We start from the raw sequence: 16,362 nt of genomic DNA, 5'->3' as shown, positions 1-16,362 counted from the left end.
GAGGTTCGCGTCCCTTCTCCCGCCTGTGGGAGAAGTAAGCGCGCGCCCTATGCCGCGAGCGGCATTCGGCAGGCGCTGAGCGCGCGCAGGAATCCGTCCATCCAATTATAGGAATCGTGCTTGCGCACGCGGGCGAGCAGCGCCTTGTGGCGCTCTTTGCGCTCGGGAAGCCGCATCACGATCGCCTTCTGCATCGCATTGGCGACCTCGTCGGCGTCGTAAGGATTGACGATCAGCGCCTCCTGCAGCTCCTCGGCCGCGCCGGCGAAGCGCGACAGCACCAGCACGCCGGGATTCTCCGCGTCCTGCGCGACGACATATTCCTTGGCGACGAGATTCATCCCGTCGCGCAGCGGCGTCACCAGCCCCACCTGGCTGCCGCGATAGAGCGCGGCGAGCGTGTCGCGATCGACGCGGCGATGCAGATAGCGCACCGGCGTCCAGTCGAAATCGCCGAACTGGCCGTTGATCTCGCCCGAGAGCGCCTCCAACTCATGACGAATGTCGGCATAGGCCTGCACATCCTCGCGCGTCGGCGGCGCGATCTGCATCAGCGTCACCGCCTTGCAGTTCTGCGGATAGATTTCGAGCAGCCGCTTGAAGGAGCGCAAGCGATCCGGCAGGCCCTTGGTGTAGTCGAGACGATCGACGCCGATGACATTTATGCGCGGCTCGCCGGCCCGATGCAGGCGCTGGATGCGCTCGGCGGCGCTCGGGCTCTCGGCCATGGCGGCGAAGGCGTCGACGTCTATGCCGACCGGGAAGACGGAGGCCGTCACCGTCTTGCCGCCGACGCGCACGAGATCGGGCGTCAGCATCTCGCCCTGCATGAAATCGCACATGAAGCGGAGGAAATTCGCTTGATCGGTCCTGGTCTGGAAGCCGACGAGGTCATATTCGACGAGCGCCTTCATCAGCCATTCATGCTCCGGCATGGCGCAGAGCAAATCCGGCGGCGGGAAGGGAATGTGCAGGAAGAAGCCGATGCGATTGGCGACGCCGCGCTCGCGCAGCGCCGCGCCGAGCGGAATGAAGTGATAATCGTGCACCCAGACGAGATCATCCGCCGTCAGCAAGGGCGCGAGCTTTTCGGCGAACCGATCGTTGACGCGGCGATAGCCGTCGGTCGCCTCTTGCGTGAAGCGCGCGAGATCGAGCCGATAGTGATGAACGGGCCATAGAGCGGCGTTGGCGAAGCCGAGATAATAGTCGCGATAGTCGCGCTCGGCGAGCGGCATCGTCGCGAGCGTCAGCTGATCGAATTTGACGCGCGACACGCCGATCTCCGCGTCATCGGCGACGATCTCGCCGTTCCAGCCGAACCAGACGCCCCCTCGCTTGCGCAGCGCGTCGAGAATGCAAACGGCGAGGCCGCCGGCGGCCTGGCTGCAACCCGGCTCGGCGACGCGATTGGAGACGACGACGAGGCGTTTCATATGGCTTTCTCCCAAGAGCGCGACAGGCGCATGGCGCCGTTGATGATGCCGACCATGGAATAGGTCTGCGGATAGTTTCCCCAGGCTTCGCCGGTCTTGACGTCTATGTCCTCCGACATCATGCCGAGTCGGTTGCGCTGGGACAGCAGCGCCTCGAGATATTCGCGCGCCTCCTCCCGTCGGCCCATGCGCGCGAGCGCGTCGATGCGCCAGAAGGAGCAGGTGGTGAAGGCGGTGGTCGGCTCGCCGAAATCGTCGGCCGCCTCGTAGCGCATCATATGCGCGCCGCGGCCGAGCGTGGATTCGATGCGCTCCAGCGTCGCGACCATGCGCGGATCATTGGGATCGATGAAGCCGACCTCGATCATCAGCAGCACGCCGGCGTCGAGATGCTCCCCGTCGAACGATTCGACGAAGGCCTGGCGCTTCTGCGACCAGGCCCTTTCGAGAATCACCTGCTTGATGCGCTCGGCCTCCGCGCGCCAGTCGCGGGCGCGCTCGGGCTCGCCGATGTATTCGGCGATGCGCGCCAGCCGATCGGCGGCCGCCCAGCACATGAGGCTCGACGTCGTATGAATGCGCGCGCGCGAGCGCAATTCCCACATGCCGGCGTCCGGCTTGTCGTAGCAGGCGAGCGCCTGCCGACCCATGTCCTCTAGCCGCAGGAAATCCATGCGCGTCGGCGGCGACAACAGGCGGCGATCGAGAAAAGCCTGCGCGACTCCCAGAATGACATTGCCGTAAGAATCGTGCTGGAAGTGCTGATAGGCCTGATTTCCGACGCGCACCGGCCCCATGCCGCGATAGCCCGGCAGGCTGAGAATGACGCGCTCGGTGAGCTCGGATTCGAGGCCGAGACCATAGACCGGCTGAATATGCGAGCCGGCGGCCGAGGCCACGACATTCATCAGCCAGTCGAAATAATTCTCCATCTTGCGCATGGCCGCCATGCGATTGAGCGCGCGCACGACGAAATAGGCGTCGCGCACCCAGCAGTAGCGATAGTCCCAATTGCGCTGTGTGTCCGGCGCCTCGGGAATGCTCGTCGTCAGCGCGGCGACGATGGCGCCGGTCCCCTCATAGGTGCAGAGCTTCAGCGTGATCGCCGCGCGGATCACCGCGCTCTGCCATTCGAAAGGAATAGCGAGCCTGTGCACCCAGCGGCGCCAATAGTCGCGCGTGCGCTCCTCGAAATTGCGCGCCGTATGCGAGATTCCCTCGTGCAGCGTCTCGTCCGGACCCAGAACGAGATCGACCGGGCTGCTCAGATTGAACAGCGTCTCCTCGCGCACATAGTCGAGCGGCGCATTGGTCGTGAGGCGCAGAATCGTGTGCGGCCCGAGATAGCGGATATGATGCGAGCCGAAGGTGAGGTTCGGAACGGCGGCGCCATAGTCGTAGCGCGGCCGCAGACGGATGCGGATGCGCGGCGTGCCGGAGACCGGCGTCAACCGCCTGATCAGCATGTTCGGATGATAGAGCCGGTCGCGCCAGAAGAAGCGCGGCGCGAAATCGGTGACGCGAACCGATCCCTGCTTGCCGTGCAGGACCGTCTCGAGGACCGCGGTGTTGCCGCAATAATCCTGCTCGCTATGCACGCGGTCCTCGAGGTCGATGGCGAAGAAGCCGCCGTCCTCCATATCCGGCGGCGAGCCGAGCAGGCTGTGAAACACGGGATCGCCGTCGAAGCGCGGCAGGCAGCACCAGACGACGCTCGCGTCGCGATCGATCAGCGCGGCGAAGGAGCAATTGCCGACGACGCCGAGATCGAGGTCGCTCGTCTTGCGTTCGTGCCGCTGCGCCTCCGTCATCGCGCCCGCTCCGCTCGAGAGGCGCGCGCGAGCTCGGCCAGCCATCGATGCAATTCGCGCAGATCCGCGGCTCTGTAGCGCGCCAGAGTGGCGTTCCTGCCCACTTTTATGGAAAAGCCGCCCAGCGCATTGACGGCCGCGAAGGCGACCTCGTCCGTCACATCGTCGCCGGCGAAGATCGGCGTGCGGCCGCGAAACGGCTCTTCCTTCAGAAAGGCCTCGATGACGTCGCCCTTGTCGCCGCCTTGCAGGCGAATCTCGAAGACCATCTTTCCTGGCAGAATCTCGAGGTCGCGGCGCTCGCGCGTCGCGCGTTCGGCGACGGCGCGGCAACGGGCCTCCAGCTCCGGGCGAAGGCGATAGTGAAGCGCGACGGCGCCGGTCTTGCGCTCGACGATGACGCCGGCTTCGCCGCCGACATCCGCCTCGATCGCGCGAATGACGGAACCGAGCTCCGCGCAGGCCTCGGCCGTGCGATGCATGCAGCCGGCGGCGTCGCGGCGCTGCAATCCATGGACGCCGGCGACCGGCAGCCGGAGCGGGCTCAACAGCGAATCGATGACGGCGATGTCGCGACCCGAAACGACGGCGAGAGCCTCGCCCGCGGCGCGCCGCAGGGCGCCCAAGAGCTCGATCGTCGCCGCATCGACCCGCACCGCCTCGGGCCGCTCCGCGATTTCCGCGACAGTGCCGTCGAGGTCGAGGAACAGCGCGAAGCGGCCGATGTCGTCGACATTTGGCAACATTTTTGGAGCGTCTCCCCTCGGCCGCGTCTTGCCACGGCGGCTGTCCATGCTCATCTGTTGGAAGGAACGGCGACGTTCGCGCCGGTTCGCGCGCGCCGCGATCCCGTGTTCCCGCCTTCGCTTGTGGAACAACTATGGACGGCCGGCGTGTTTTCAATGACGATGTCGCATGCGTTACGGCGACGCTCGCGTCGATTTTTTCTCGAGCTCGGCCGACGCTGCGAGGAAGAGCTCCGATGCCGGGACCGCGCCCGTTTCACGCGCCCTATTCTCCCGCCGACGAGGAGATCGCCGCGCGTCTCCTTTCCGCGCCTTTCGACGAAGAATGCGAAGCGCGCGCCGAGCCGCTCGCGCGGCGCCTGCTCGCCGCCGTGCGCTCGCCGAAGGGGTTGGCAAACGTCGAGCGGCTGCTGCAGGAATATTCGCTGTCGACGCGCGAGGGCATCGCGCTGATGGCGCTCGCCGAATCGCTGTTGCGCGTCCCCGACGACGCCACGCTCGATCGGCTCATCGCCGACAAGCTGGCGGCCGGCGCCTTCGATCGTCATGCGCCGGCCTCCGACGCGCTGCTGGTGCAGGCGGCGGCCTTCGCGCTCGGAGCGTCGACGAAGATATTCGCCGCCGGCGAGACGCCGCGCGGGCTCGTCGCGCAAGCGGCGCGGCGGCTCGGCGCGCCGGCGTTGCGCGCCGCCGCGCGACAGGCGATGAGGCTGATGGGCGGCCATTTCGTGCTCGGCGAAACGATCGACGAAGCGCTCGCGCGCGCTTTCGCAGAGGACGGGCGGCGCTGGCGCTATTCTTTCGATATGCTCGGCGAAGGCGCGCGCAGCGCGGCCGACGCCGATCGCTATTTTCACGCTTACGCGGAGGCCATCGCGGCCATCGGCGCGAAGGCCGGAACGCGCGCGCTTCCCGAGCGGCCCGGCGTCTCTGTCAAGCTCTCGGCCCTGCATCCGCGCTTCGAGCCTCTATCGCGCGAGCGCGTGCTGCGCGAGCTCGCGCCGCGACTGCTCGAGCTCGCCCGTCTCGCCAGACAATATGATCTCGTCTTCACCGTCGACGCCGAGGAGGCCGATCGCCTCGAGCTTTCCCTCGACGTCATCGGCGCCGTCGTCGCCGATCCGTCGCTCGCCGGATGGGAGGGATTCGGCCTCGCCGTTCAGGCCTATCAGAAGCGCGCCGCGGCGGTGATCGATCATGTCGAAGCGCTCGCCGAGGCGCATGGCCGTCGCTTCATGCTGCGCCTCGTCAAAGGCGCCTATTGGGACACGGAGGTGAAGCGCGCGCAGGAGCGCGGCCTTGCCGACTATCCCGTGTTCACGCGCAAGGCGATGACGGATCTGAATTACGCGGCTTGCGCCGATCGCCTGCTCGGCGCGCCGCGCATCTTCCCGCAATTCGCGACGCATAACGCCGCGACCATCGCGACGATCGTCGCGCGCGCGGGCGATCCAGCGCTCTATGAGTTCCAACGTCTGCATGGAATGGGGGAGGAGCTCTTCGAGGCGCTGCTCGACGAGGAGAAAGGCGCGAGCTGTCGCGTCTATGCGCCGGTCGGCCCGCATCGCGATCTGCTCGCCTATCTCGTGCGGCGGCTCATCGAGAACGGCGCCAATTCCTCCTTCGTCGCGCGCGCCGCCGACGTCTCGACTCCCGAGAGCGAATTGCTGGCGCCGCCGCGCGCGATCATCGGCGCAGCCGCGCGCGCGCGGCATTCCCGTCTGCCGCCGCCGGCCGATCTCTACCGTCCTTTGCGCGCCAATTCGAAAGGCGTCGAGTTCGGCGATCGCGAAGCGCTCGCGGCGCTGCTCGCCGAGAGAGACGCCGCGCGCGCTTGCGCCGTGACCGCGGCGCCTTCCACGGGGCGCAGCGGCGTCGCGCCGCGCGACATACGCTCGCCGATCGACGATTCGATCATCGGCTCCGTCATCGAGGCCGACAGTGAAACGACGCGGGCCGCAATAGCGGCGGCCGCGCGCGCCTTTCCCGCATGGCAGGCGACGCCGGTCGAAGCGCGCGCTGCGATCATCGAGCGCGCGGCCGATCTCCTCGAGGCGCGACGCGGGCGGCTCATCGCGCTGTTGCAGGAGGAGGGAGGCAAGACGCTCGACGACGCGCTCGCCGAAGTGCGCGAGGCGGCCGACCTCTGCCGCTATTACGCGGGGCAGGCGCGGCTTCTCTGCGGAGAAGAGACGCTGCCCGGACCGACGGGAGAGGAGAACCGCTTTCGCCGGCGCGGCCGCGGCGTCTTCCTCTGCATTTCGCCTTGGAATTTTCCGCTGGCGATTTTCCTCGGCCAGGTCGCGGCGGCGCTCGTTTCCGGCAATGCGGCCGTCGCCAAGCCGGCCGAGCAGACGCCGCTCGTCGCGCGAGAGGCGGTCGCGCTTCTGCATGAAGCCGGCGCGCCGCGCGATGCGCTGCAATATGTCCCCGGCGACGGCATGATCGGCGCGGAGCTCGTCGCGCAGCCTGAAGTCGCCGGCGTCGTCTTCACCGGCTCGACCGAGGCCGCGCGGTCCATTCACCGCGCGCTCGCGGCGTCGAACGGGCCCATCGTCCCGCTCATCGCCGAGACCGGAGGCGTCAATGCGATGATCGTCGATTCGACGGCTCTGCTCGAGCAGGTCGTCGACGACGTCATCGTCTCCGCCTTCCGCTCCGCCGGCCAGCGTTGCTCGGCGCTGCGTCTCCTCTGCCTGCAGGAGGACATAGCGCAGGCGACGCTCGCCATGCTGATCGGCGCGGCGAAAGAGCTCCGCGTCGGCGATCCGCGCGAGGTTTCGACTCATGTCGGCCCCGTTATCGACGCGAAGGCGAAGGCGCGGCTGGACGACTATCTCGCGCGCCGCCGCGCGGAAGGGCGCGTGCTCTACGCCGGCGAGGCGCCGCAGCGCGGCAATTTCGTCGCGCCGCATATTGTGCGCCTCGATCGAGCCGGAGATCTGCGCGAGGAGATTTTCGGCCCCGTGCTCCATGTCGCGACGTGGCGCGCGCAGGACGAAAAGGATTTGGTAAGGCTCATCGAAGAAATAGCGGCGAATGGATTCGGCCTCACAATGGGGCTGCATACGCGGATAGAGGCGCGCGTCCGCGCGCTCGCCGAGACGACGCCGGCCGGCAATCTCTATGTCAATCGCAATATGATCGGCGCCGTGGCGGGCGGGCAGCCTTTCGGCGGATTGCGCATGAGCGGCACCGGGCCCAAGGCCGGCGGGCCGGACTATCTGCGCCGTTTCCTGCGCGAGGAGACGGTGACGATCAACACCGCTTCCTTCGGCGGCGACGCGCGTCTTCTGGCGATGAAGGAGTGAGGCTTCGCCCACGCTCTCGGTCTTGAAAAGAGCGGCGCCGGCCAAATATAGGCTCTTATCGTGGCCGGAGGCTCGGGCCGATGCGTCACTGGATTCCCTCGCTCGATTTCGCGCTCGGCGAAACCGCGGACATGCTGCGCGACCAGGTCGAATCTTTCGCGGCGCGTGAGATCGCGCCGCGCGCCGCGGCGATCGATCGCGAGAACGACTTTCCCTCAGACCTCTGGCTCAAGCTCGGCGCCCTCGGCCTGCTCGGCGTGACGGTGGAGGAAGACTATGGCGGCGTCGGGCTCGGTTATCTCGAGCATGTCGTCATCATGGAGGAGCTCAGTCGCGCCTCCGCTTCCGTCGGCCTCTCCTATGGCGCCCATTCCAATCTCTGCGTGAATCAGCTGCGCCGCAACGGAACCGCAGAGCAGAAGCGGCGCTATCTGCCGAAGCTCGTCTCCGGCGCGCATATCGGCGCGCTGGCCATGTCCGAGCCTGGCGCCGGCTCCGATGTGGTGAATATGTCGATGCGCGCCGAGAAGCGCGGCGACTGTTATCTGTTGAACGGCGACAAAATGTGGGTGACGAACGGCCCCAACGCCGATGTCGTCATCGTCTACGCCAAGACCGATCCTTCGGCCGGCTCGCATGGCATCACGGCCTTCATCGTCGAAAAGGCCTTCAAAGGCTTCGAGCGCGCGCAAAAGCTCGACAAGCTCGGAATGCGCGGCTCCAACACCTGCGAATTGCTGTTCGCCGATTGCGAAGTGCCGGAAGAAAATGTGCTGGGCCTGCCCGAGCGCGGCGTGAATGTGCTGATGAGCGGGCTCGACTACGAGCGCGCCGTGCTCGCCGGCGGCCCCATCGGCATCATGCGCGCCTGCTTGGATATCGTCGTGCCTTATGTGCATGACCGCAAGCAGTTCGGCCAGCCGATCGGCGAATTCCAGATCATGCAGGCCAAGCTCGCCGACATGTATACGGCGCTCAACGCCGCGCGCGCCTATGTCTACGCCGTCGCGCGCGCCTGCGATCGCGGCCGCACGACGCGCAAGGACGCCGCCGGCGCCATTCTCTTCGCCGCGGAAAGCGCGACGCGCATGGCGCTGGAGGCCATCCAGTGCCTTGGCGGCAATGGCTATATCAATGATTATCCGACCGGCCGGCTGCTACGCGACGCCAAGCTCTATGAGATCGGCGCCGGCACGAGCGAAATCCGTCGCATGTTGATCGGCCGCGAGCTCTATAGCGAGACCGCTTGAAAATGTTTCGCGGCGGTCTGCGCCGCGACGAGAGATTTGACGATGCCTGTTCTGGAGACGAGCGCGGACATGAGCTCCGCCGAATTCGCGGCCAATGCCGGGGCGATGCGCGGTCTCGTCGCCGATCTGCGCGAAAAGGCGGCGCGGATCGCCGAAGGCGGCGGCGCCGCCGCGCGCGAAAAACATCTCGCGCGCGGCAAGATGACGGCGCGCGAGCGCATAGACGCGCTCGTCGATCTTTTGTCGCCCTTCCTGGAGATCGGCCAATTCGCGGCCTTCGACATGTATGACGGCGAGGCGCCATGCGCCGGCGTCGTCGCCGGCGTCGGCCGTATCCACGGCCGCGCCTGCATGATCGTCGCCAATGACGCGACGGTGAAGGGCGGCGCCTATTTTCCGCTGACGGTGAAGAAGCATTTGCGCGCGCAAGAGATCGCCGCGCAGAATCGCTTGCCCTGCCTCTATCTCGTCGATTCTGGCGGCGCCAATCTGCCGCGCCAGGACGAGGTGTTTCCCGATCGCGATCATTTCGGCCGCATCTTCTACAATCAGGCGCGCATGTCCGCCGAGGGAATCGCGCAGATCGCCGTCGTCATGGGCTCCTGCACGGCGGGCGGCGCCTATGTGCCGGCCATGTCGGACGAAGCGATCATCGTGCGGGACACGGGGACCATCTTCCTCGCCGGTCCGCCGCTGGTGCGCGCCGCGACCGGCGAAGTGGTGACGGCGCAAGAGCTCGGCGGCGCGGAGGTGCACACGCGCCGTTCCGGCGTCGCCGATCATTATGCGGAGAATGACGCTCATGCGCTCGGCATAGCGCGTGCGATCGTCGCCGATCTCGGAGCGCCGCCGCGTCCCTCGCTCCCGCGACGCGAGCCGCGCGAGCCGCTCTATGATCCGATGGAAATATACGGAATCGTTCCCGCCGATCGCCGTCGACAATATGACGCGCGCGAGATCCTCGCGCGGCTCGTCGACGCGAGCGAATTCGACGAGTTCAAGAAGCTCTACGGCGAGACATTGGTGACGGGTTTCGCCCATATCTGCGGCTATCGCGTCGGCGTGCTGGCCAATAATGGCGTATTGTTCGGCGAGAGCGCGCTCAAGGGCGCGCATTTCATCGAGCTCTGCGCGCAACGCGAGATTCCGCTTCTGTTCCTGCAGAATGTCACCGGCTTCATGGTCGGCCGCGATTATGAGGCGCGCGGCGTCGCCAAGGACGGCGCCAAAATGGTGACGGCGGTGGCGACGGCCGCCGTGCCGAAATTCACAATCATCGTCGGCGGTAGTTTCGGCGCCGGCAATTATGCGATGTGCGGGCGCGCCTATGGTCCGCGTTTCCTGTGGAGCTGGCCCAATGCGCGCATCTCGGTGATGGGCGGCGAGCAGGCGGCCGAGGTGCTGACGCGCGTGCGCGGCGAGAGCTACGCCGCCAGAGGGCGGAGCTGGCCGCAGGCGGAGCATGACGCCTATCACGCTAAAATCCGCGAGCAATATGAGTTCCAGGGCCATCCCTATTATGCGAGCGCGCGTCTGTGGGACGACGGCGTCATCGATCCCGCCGACACGCGCCGCGTGCTTGCGCTCTCTCTCGCGGCGGCGTCCTATGCGCCTGTCGAAGCGACGCGCTTCGGCCTGTTTCGCATGTGAGGCTCTCATGTCGCTCATCGCCTATTCGCTCGACCCGAGCGGCGTCGCCACTCTCACCCTCATGCGCCCGGAGCGCCGCAATGCGCTCGATCAGAGCATGGTGACGGAGCTGACGCAGGCTCTGCGTCGCGTCGCGCGCGACGCGCGCGCGCGCGTCGTCGCGCTCGCCGGAGCGGGGGCGGCCTTTTGCGCGGGCGGCGACATAGAATGGATGAGGCGCGTCGCTGCCGATACGCTAGACGCCAATGAGCGCGACGCGTCTCTGCTCGCCGAATTGATGCAGACGCTCGACGCTCTGCCCAAGCCGACGATCGCGCGCATCCATGGCGCGGCCTTCGGCGGCGGCGTCGGGCTCGTCGCCTGTTGCGACATCGCCATCGCCGCGGATAGCGCGAGCTTTTGCCTGAGCGAGGTGAAGATCGGCCTCACGCCCTCGATCATCGGTCCTTATGTCCTGCGCGCGATCGGCGCGCGCCAGGCGCGGCGCTATTTCCTCACCGCCGAGGTCATTTCCGCGGCTCATGCGCGCGAGCTCGGCCTCGTTCACGAGATCGCGCCGGCAGAGGAGCTCGACGCGTGCGTCGCGCGTCTGGTGGATGCGCTGCTCGCCGGCGCGCCCGGCGCGCAAGCGGAGGCCAAAGCCTCCGCCGCGCTCTTCGCCGATCGTCCGATCGACGAGGGGCTGATGCGCGAGACGGCGAAGCGAATCGCGGCGCGCCGCGCCTCGGCGGAAGGAAAGGAAGGTCTCGCCGCTTTCCTCGAGAAGCGCCCGCCCTCTTGGAGGCGAGAACGGAACGTCGACGATGTTTCGTAAGCTTCTCATCGCCAATCGCGGCGAGATCGCCTGCCGCGTGATCGCGACGGCCAAGCGCATGGGCGTCGCCACGGTCGCCGTTTATTCCGACGTCGATTCGCATGCGCGTCACGTGGCGCTCGCCGACGAAGCGTATCCGCTCGGCGCGGCGCCGGCGCGCGAGAGTTATCTCTCGATCGATAAAATCATCGCTGCCGCGCGCCGCGCCGGCGCCGAGGCCGTGCATCCCGGCTATGGCTTTCTGTCCGAGAATGCGTTCTTTGCCGATCGCTGCGCCGAGGCGGACCTCGTTTTCATCGGGCCGTCGCCGCAGGCCATGCGTCTCATGGGCGCGAAAACGCAGGCGCGCGCTTTTGTCGAGCAAATCGGCGTGCCGGTCGTTCCGGGCTTTCACGCCGCGCAGGATACGGACAGTCTCGTCGCGGCGGCGATGCGCATCGGCTTTCCAGTTCTCGTCAAGGCGTCGGCGGGCGGCGGCGGCAAGGGCATGCGGCTCGTCGCGACGGCGAGCGAATTGCGCGGCGCGATCGAGAGCGCGCGGCGCGAGGCCGCTTCCGCCTTCGGCGACGACTCGCTGCTGATCGAAAAGGCGCTCGACGATCCGCGTCATATCGAGGTTCAGATCTTCGGCGACGCGCATGGGGGCCTCGTCGCTTTTCCCGAGCGCGATTGCTCTATCCAGCGTCGCCATCAGAAGATCATGGAAGAGACGCCGGCGCCGGGGCTCTCGGACGACATGCGGCGCGCGCTTCGCGACGCGGCGCTCGCCGCCGGCCGCGCGGTCTCTTACATGGGCGCGGGAACGATCGAATTTCTCGTCGCGGGCGAAGCCTTTTATTTTCTCGAAATGAACACGCGGCTGCAGGTCGAGCATCCGATCACCGAAATGATCGCCGGAGTCGATCTCGTCGAATGGCAGTTGCGCGTCGCCGCCGGCGAAGCCCTGCCTGCGACGCAGGAGGAGATCGCGCCGCATGGACATGCGATCGAGGCGCGGCTCTATGCGGAGGCGCCGGCGCGGGATTTTCTTCCCTCTGTCGGGCGGCTGGACCATTGGCGCGCGCCGCGTGAGAGCCTCGCCATTCGTGTCGAGACGGGCGTGCGCGAGGGCGACGCCGTCACGCCCTATTACGACCCTCTGCTCGCCAAGATCGTCGCGCGCGGCGACGATCGAGACGTGGCCCGCGCGCGCCTTTCTGCGGCGCTGCGCGAGTGCGAGATCGTCGGCGTCGAGACCAATCTCGCCTTGCTGCGCGCCATTATCGCGAGCGAGGCCTATGGCGAGGCGCGTATCGACACGCGATTTCTGTCCCGCCATCTGGAGCTGATTCTCGGCGGCGATGAGGCTCTGGACGAGGAGAAAGAGACGATCGTCCTTTCGGCGGGCGCCGCGGCCTGGCTCGCGAGGCTGCGCGCCGCGCCGAGCGACGAGACGCCTTGGGACGCCGGCGACGGCTGGCGTCTCAATGGCGATGCGCGGCAAAAGCTCGGCTCGCGCCTCGGCGATCGAGATGTTCCGCTGGAAATCGCGCCTCTCTCGGAGCGCTCATTTCGTCTTCGAACGCCGACCGCCTCCGCTCTCGTCGAGTTCGAGATGGTCTCGCGACGCATGAGCCTGCGCATGGACGGCGTCGAACGCAAGCTCACTGTGGTCCCGCACGCCGGAGGCTTCGTCGTCGTCCTGGACGGACGCAATCATGAGCTCTCCTTCGTCGATCCGCTCGCGCCGCCGCGCGCGCGAAGCGAAGGAGATTCGGCGCTCGCGGCGCCGCTGCCGGCGCGCGTCACCAAGCTCTTCGCCAGCGTCGGCGAGAGCGTGAAAAAAGGCGCGCCGCTGCTCATGCTCGAGGCGATGAAGATGGAGATCGCATTGTCGGCGCCGCACGACGGACTCATATCGGAGATACGCGCGGCGGTCGGCGATATGGTCGAGCAGGGCGAGCGGCTGATCGTCTTCGCTTAACGGAGAATCTACATGAGCATTCCGCAGCGCATCCGCATCGTCGAGGTCGGCCCGCGTGACGGATTGCAGAACGAAAGCGCGACGGTTCGTGTGGAGACCAAGGTCGCGCTGATCGAAAGGCTCGTCGCCGCGGGGCTCCGCGACATAGAGGCGGGAAGCTTCGTCTCGGCGAAGCGCGTCCCGCAAATGGCCGATACGAAAGCGGTGCTCGCGCGCCTGCGAACGCCGGAGCATGTTCGCCTTTCGGCGCTCGTCCCCAATATGCGCGGGCTCGAGGAGGCGCTCGCCTGCGGTTTGCGTGGCGTCGCCGTCTTCGCCGCGGCGACGGAACGATTCTCGAAAGAAAATATCGGCTGCTCGATCGCCGGGAGCCTCGCGCGCTACGCTCCGGTCGTCGAGGCGGCGGTCGCCGCGGGGCTCGATGTGCGCGGCTATATTTCCTGCGCGCTCGGCTGTCCTTATGAAGGCGAGGTCGCGCCGCGCGCGGTGGCGACGCTCGCGCGTGATCTCGCCGCGCTCGGCTGCCGCGAGATTTCGCTCGGCGACACGATCGGCGTCGGCGCGCCGCTCGAGGCGCGCCGGCTCGTCGAGCAGGTCGGGCGCGACATTCCGCTGTCGCAGATCGCCGTGCATTTCCACGATACTTTCGGCCAGGCGCTCGCCAATATTTTCGCCTGCGTGGAGATGGGCGTCGCGAGCGTCGACAGTTCCGTCGCGGGCCTCGGCGGCTGTCCCTTCGCGCCGGGCGCGAGCGGCAATGTCGCGACGGAGGATGTCGTCTATATGTTCGAGCGATCCGGAATCGAGACTGGCGTCGATCTCGCCGCGCTGATCGACGCGGGCGTTTTCATCTGCGAGCGGCTCGGACGCGAAACGCAGAGCCGCGCCGCGCGCGCGCTGCTCGCGAGACGCCGGAGGGAGCGGCCCGCATGAGCGAAATCGTCGTTTCGCGCGCGCGCGCGGTCGGCTCGATCTCGCTGAACCGCCCCAAGGCGCTGAACAGCCTTACGCTGGACATGATCCGCGATTTCGCGCGCGCGCTCGATTGCTTCGGCGCCGACTCTGCGATCGCCGCAGTCGTCGTGACGGGAGAGGGCGCGCGCGGCTTTTGCGCGGGCGGCGACATACGCGCGCTCTACGAGCTGCGCGACGGCGACAAAGAGCCCTACGAGACATTTTGGCGCGAGGAATATCGGCTGAACGCGCGCATCGCCGCTTTTCCGAAGCCCTATGTCGTCGCGATGGACGGAATCGTCATGGGCGGCGGCGTCGGACTTTCCGCGCATGGCAATTTTCGCATCGTCACGGAGCGCACGCGCCTCGCAATGCCGGAGACGGGCATAGGCTTCATCCCCGATGTCGGCGGCTCCTGGTTGCTGACGCGCAATGGCGGCGTCGGGCGCTATATGGCGCTCTCCGGCGAGACGGTCGGGCCGCATGACGCGATCTTCGCCGGTCTTGCGGACGTTCTCGTCGATTCGGCCGCGCTCCCGGAGCTGCTTTCCCTGCTGCGCGACATCGGCGATGCGGCGGAGGCGAGGCCGCTCTTGGCGCGCTTCGCGAAATCCTCCGGCCTCGGCCCTTTGTCGCGACACGAGTCCTTGCTGCGCAGAGTCATGGCGCATGGAAGCGTCGAGCGCATCATCGCCGCGCTCGAGGCCGAGGGCTCGGATTTCGCGCGCGAGGCGGCGGCGACGATCGCCTCGCGCTCGCCGACGAGCCTGAAGGTCACGCTGCAGCTCCTGCGCCGCGCCGCCCGGGCGGCGTCGCTCGAGGCCTGCCTGCTGCAGGAGCTTCGCACGGCTTGCAATCTCCTTTCGACGCATGATCTCTACGAGGGAATACGCGCCGCCGTCATCGACAAGGACCGCGCTCCGCGCTGGTCGCCGGCGACGCTCGCGGAAGTCGACGAGGCTTTGGTGAATGCGCTGCTCGATGGCGGCGCGGCGCCGAAGCTCGATTTTTAGAGCTTGGACATGAATGCGGAAAGCTCAGATCCGGTCGTCATCGTCGGCGCGGCGCGCACGCCGATCGGCGGCCTGCTCGGCGAATTGAAGGACGTCTCGGCGCCAGAGCTCGGCGCGGCGGCGATACGCGCCGCGGTCGCGCGCGCCGATGCGCCGACCGATCAGATCGACGATGTCCTCATGGGCTGCGTGCTCTCCGCGGGCCTCGGCCAGGCGCCGGCGCGTCAGGCCTCGCTCGCGGCGGGCCTGCCGGAGGCCGCCGGCTGCGTGACGATCAATAAAATGTGCGGTTCGGGCATGAAGGCGATCATGCTCGCGCATGATCAACTGCTCGCCGGCAGCGCGCACGCCGTCGTCGCCGGCGGCATGGAGAGCATGAGCAAGGCTCCCTATCTGCTCGCGCGCGCGCGCGAGGGTTATCGCATGGGCCATGAGAAGCTCGTCGATCATATGTTTCTCGACGGGCTCGAGGACGCCTATGACAAGGGCCGGCTGATGGGCGACTTCGCGGAGGATTGCGCGACGACGCATCAATTCACGCGCGAGATGCAGGACGATTATGCGATCGCTTCGCTCTCTCGCGCGCAGCTCGCGGCGCAGGAGGGCGCTTTCGATTGGGAGATCGCGCCCGTCGAGACGCAGAACCGCAAGGCGAAGACGATCGTCGCTCGCGACGAGCTTCCGGCAAAAGCGATGGCGGAGCAAATCGCGAAGCTGAAGCCGGCGTTTCGCGAAGGCGGCACGGTGACGGCGGCCAATTCAAGCGCCATTTCCGACGGCGCGGCGGCGCTGGCGCTGATGCGGCGCGGCCGCGCCGAGCGCGCAGGCAGAGCGCCGCTCGCGATCATTCACGCCCATGCGACGCACGCCGGCCCGCCCAATCTTTTTCCGATCGCGCCCATCGGCGCCATTCGCAAGCTCTCGGAGCGCCTCGGCTGGCCGCTCTCGAGCGTCGATCTCTTCGAGATCAACGAGGCCTTCGCCGTCGTCGTCATGGCGGCGATGCGCGAGCTCGATCTGCCGCGCGACAAGGTGAATGTGCATGGCGGCGCCTGCGCGCTCGGCCATCCGATCGGCGCGTCCGGCGCGCGCATCGTCGTCACGCTGCTTTCGGCCTTGCGCAAATATGGGCTGCGCCGCGGCGTCGCCGCGCTCTGCATCGGCGGCGGCGAGGCGACCGCGCTGGCGATCGAGCGGCTGGATTAGTAGTCTGCGTCAACGAAAGTGAAGGCGCGCGAGCCCCCTCCCCAGCCCTCCCCCCGCTATGCAGGAGAAGGAGCAGATTCGGCGCTTCATCGAAGCTTCGCGTAGCGTTTGCCGCCCCTCTCCCGCGTAGCGCACGGCTGTCCGGGGAATGAGTCGATAGGTCGCGGGCGCATGCCCGGCTTTCCCGAGAGTTTCGGGGTACTTTCTG

At 67.2% G+C, this 16,362-nt stretch carries 11 protein-coding genes; 8 read left to right on the top strand and 3 right to left on the bottom strand.

From position 1 onward, the window contains the following. Nucleotides 1-47: 47 nt before the first annotated feature. The 3 genes from otsA to otsB are packed head-to-tail and all read right to left on the bottom strand — an operon-like array spanning nt 48 to nt 3,993. Complete coding sequence (gene otsA, locus Mspo_RS05705) at nt 48-1,436, bottom strand: alpha,alpha-trehalose-phosphate synthase (UDP-forming) (protein WP_159727731.1); 1,389 nt, start codon at nt 1,434-1,436, stop codon at nt 48-50. After that, the gene (locus tag Mspo_RS05700) at nt 1,433-3,247 is read right to left on the bottom strand and encodes a glycoside hydrolase family 15 protein (protein ID WP_159727729.1); all 1,815 of its coding nucleotides are present in this window, start codon (nt 3,245-3,247) and stop codon (nt 1,433-1,435) included. The genes otsA and Mspo_RS05700 overlap by 4 nt, the downstream gene beginning before the upstream one ends. Further along, on the bottom strand, nt 3,244-3,993 hold the full coding sequence (otsB, locus tag Mspo_RS05695) for a trehalose-phosphatase (RefSeq protein WP_159727727.1): 750 nt from the start codon (nt 3,991-3,993) through the stop codon (nt 3,244-3,246). Before otsB ends, Mspo_RS05700 begins: the two co-directional genes overlap by 4 nt. Before the next feature lie 236 nt (nt 3,994-4,229). On the opposite strand from otsB, the gene putA reads away from it, so the two are divergent. The 8 genes from putA (at nt 4,230) to Mspo_RS05655 (ending at nt 16,154) form a co-directional block, all read left to right on the top strand. Beyond that, nucleotides 4,230-7,304, top strand: a complete 3,075-nt coding sequence (putA, locus tag Mspo_RS05690; protein ID WP_159727725.1) for a bifunctional proline dehydrogenase/L-glutamate gamma-semialdehyde dehydrogenase PutA — start codon at nt 4,230-4,232, stop codon at nt 7,302-7,304. A gap of 80 nt (nt 7,305-7,384) precedes the next feature. Then, complete coding sequence (locus Mspo_RS05685) at nt 7,385-8,554, top strand: isovaleryl-CoA dehydrogenase (RefSeq protein ID WP_159727723.1); 1,170 nt, start codon at nt 7,385-7,387, stop codon at nt 8,552-8,554. A 42-nt stretch (nt 8,555-8,596) separates the two neighbouring features. Continuing rightward, a complete protein-coding gene (locus Mspo_RS05680; RefSeq protein ID WP_159727721.1) occupies nt 8,597-10,204 on the top strand; it encodes a carboxyl transferase domain-containing protein in 1,608 nt (535 codons plus the stop codon). 7 nt (nt 10,205-10,211) lie between these two features. Further along, entirely contained in the window at nt 10,212-11,018 is an 807-nt protein-coding gene (locus Mspo_RS05675) for an enoyl-CoA hydratase-related protein (RefSeq protein ID WP_159727719.1), read from the top strand. Next, nucleotides 11,008-12,981, top strand: a complete 1,974-nt coding sequence (locus Mspo_RS05670) for a biotin carboxylase N-terminal domain-containing protein (protein ID WP_159727717.1) — start codon at nt 11,008-11,010, stop codon at nt 12,979-12,981. The genes Mspo_RS05675 and Mspo_RS05670 overlap by 11 nt, the downstream gene beginning before the upstream one ends. A gap of 12 nt (nt 12,982-12,993) precedes the next feature. Continuing rightward, nucleotides 12,994-13,914 carry a hydroxymethylglutaryl-CoA lyase gene (locus Mspo_RS05665; RefSeq protein ID WP_159727715.1) on the top strand — a complete coding sequence of 307 codons (921 nt, stop codon included), beginning with the start codon at nt 12,994-12,996 and terminating at the stop codon, nt 13,912-13,914. Further along, complete coding sequence (locus Mspo_RS05660) at nt 13,911-14,948, top strand: enoyl-CoA hydratase/isomerase family protein (protein WP_159727713.1); 1,038 nt, start codon at nt 13,911-13,913, stop codon at nt 14,946-14,948. The genes Mspo_RS05665 and Mspo_RS05660 overlap by 4 nt, the downstream gene beginning before the upstream one ends. Before the next feature lie 9 nt (nt 14,949-14,957). Beyond that, the gene (locus Mspo_RS05655) at nt 14,958-16,154 is read left to right on the top strand and encodes an acetyl-CoA C-acyltransferase (RefSeq protein WP_159727711.1); all 1,197 of its coding nucleotides are present in this window, start codon (nt 14,958-14,960) and stop codon (nt 16,152-16,154) included. Nucleotides 16,155-16,362: the final 208 nt, after the last annotated feature.

The organism is Methylosinus sp. Ce-a6 (genome assembly GCF_009811655.1).
In the GTDB taxonomy this organism is placed as follows: domain Bacteria; phylum Pseudomonadota; class Alphaproteobacteria; order Rhizobiales; family Beijerinckiaceae; genus Methylosinus.
The sequence above is the reverse complement of the archived record's forward strand: the minus strand, read 5'-3'. Positions and strand labels throughout refer to the sequence as shown.

Bases quoted from the DNA above. Each gene is read 5' to 3' on its own strand.
- otsA (WP_159727731.1), bottom strand. From the start codon at position 1,436: ATGAAACGCCTCGTCGTCGTCTCCAATCGCGTCGCCGAGCCGGGTTGC.
- Mspo_RS05700 (WP_159727729.1), bottom strand. From the start codon at position 3,247: ATGACGGAGGCGCAGCGGCACGAACGCAAGACGAGCGACCTCGATCTC.
- otsB (WP_159727727.1), bottom strand. From the start codon at position 3,993: ATGTTGCCAAATGTCGACGACATCGGCCGCTTCGCGCTGTTCCTCGAC.
- putA (WP_159727725.1), top strand. From the start codon at position 4,230: ATGCCGGGACCGCGCCCGTTTCACGCGCCCTATTCTCCCGCCGACGAG.
- Mspo_RS05685 (WP_159727723.1), top strand. From the start codon at position 7,385: ATGCGTCACTGGATTCCCTCGCTCGATTTCGCGCTCGGCGAAACCGCG.
- Mspo_RS05680 (WP_159727721.1), top strand. From the start codon at position 8,597: ATGCCTGTTCTGGAGACGAGCGCGGACATGAGCTCCGCCGAATTCGCG.
- Mspo_RS05675 (WP_159727719.1), top strand. From the start codon at position 10,212: ATGTCGCTCATCGCCTATTCGCTCGACCCGAGCGGCGTCGCCACTCTC.
- Mspo_RS05670 (WP_159727717.1), top strand. From the start codon at position 11,008: ATGTTTCGTAAGCTTCTCATCGCCAATCGCGGCGAGATCGCCTGCCGC.
- Mspo_RS05665 (WP_159727715.1), top strand. From the start codon at position 12,994: ATGAGCATTCCGCAGCGCATCCGCATCGTCGAGGTCGGCCCGCGTGAC.
- Mspo_RS05660 (WP_159727713.1), top strand. From the start codon at position 13,911: ATGAGCGAAATCGTCGTTTCGCGCGCGCGCGCGGTCGGCTCGATCTCG.
- Mspo_RS05655 (WP_159727711.1), top strand. From the start codon at position 14,958: ATGAATGCGGAAAGCTCAGATCCGGTCGTCATCGTCGGCGCGGCGCGC.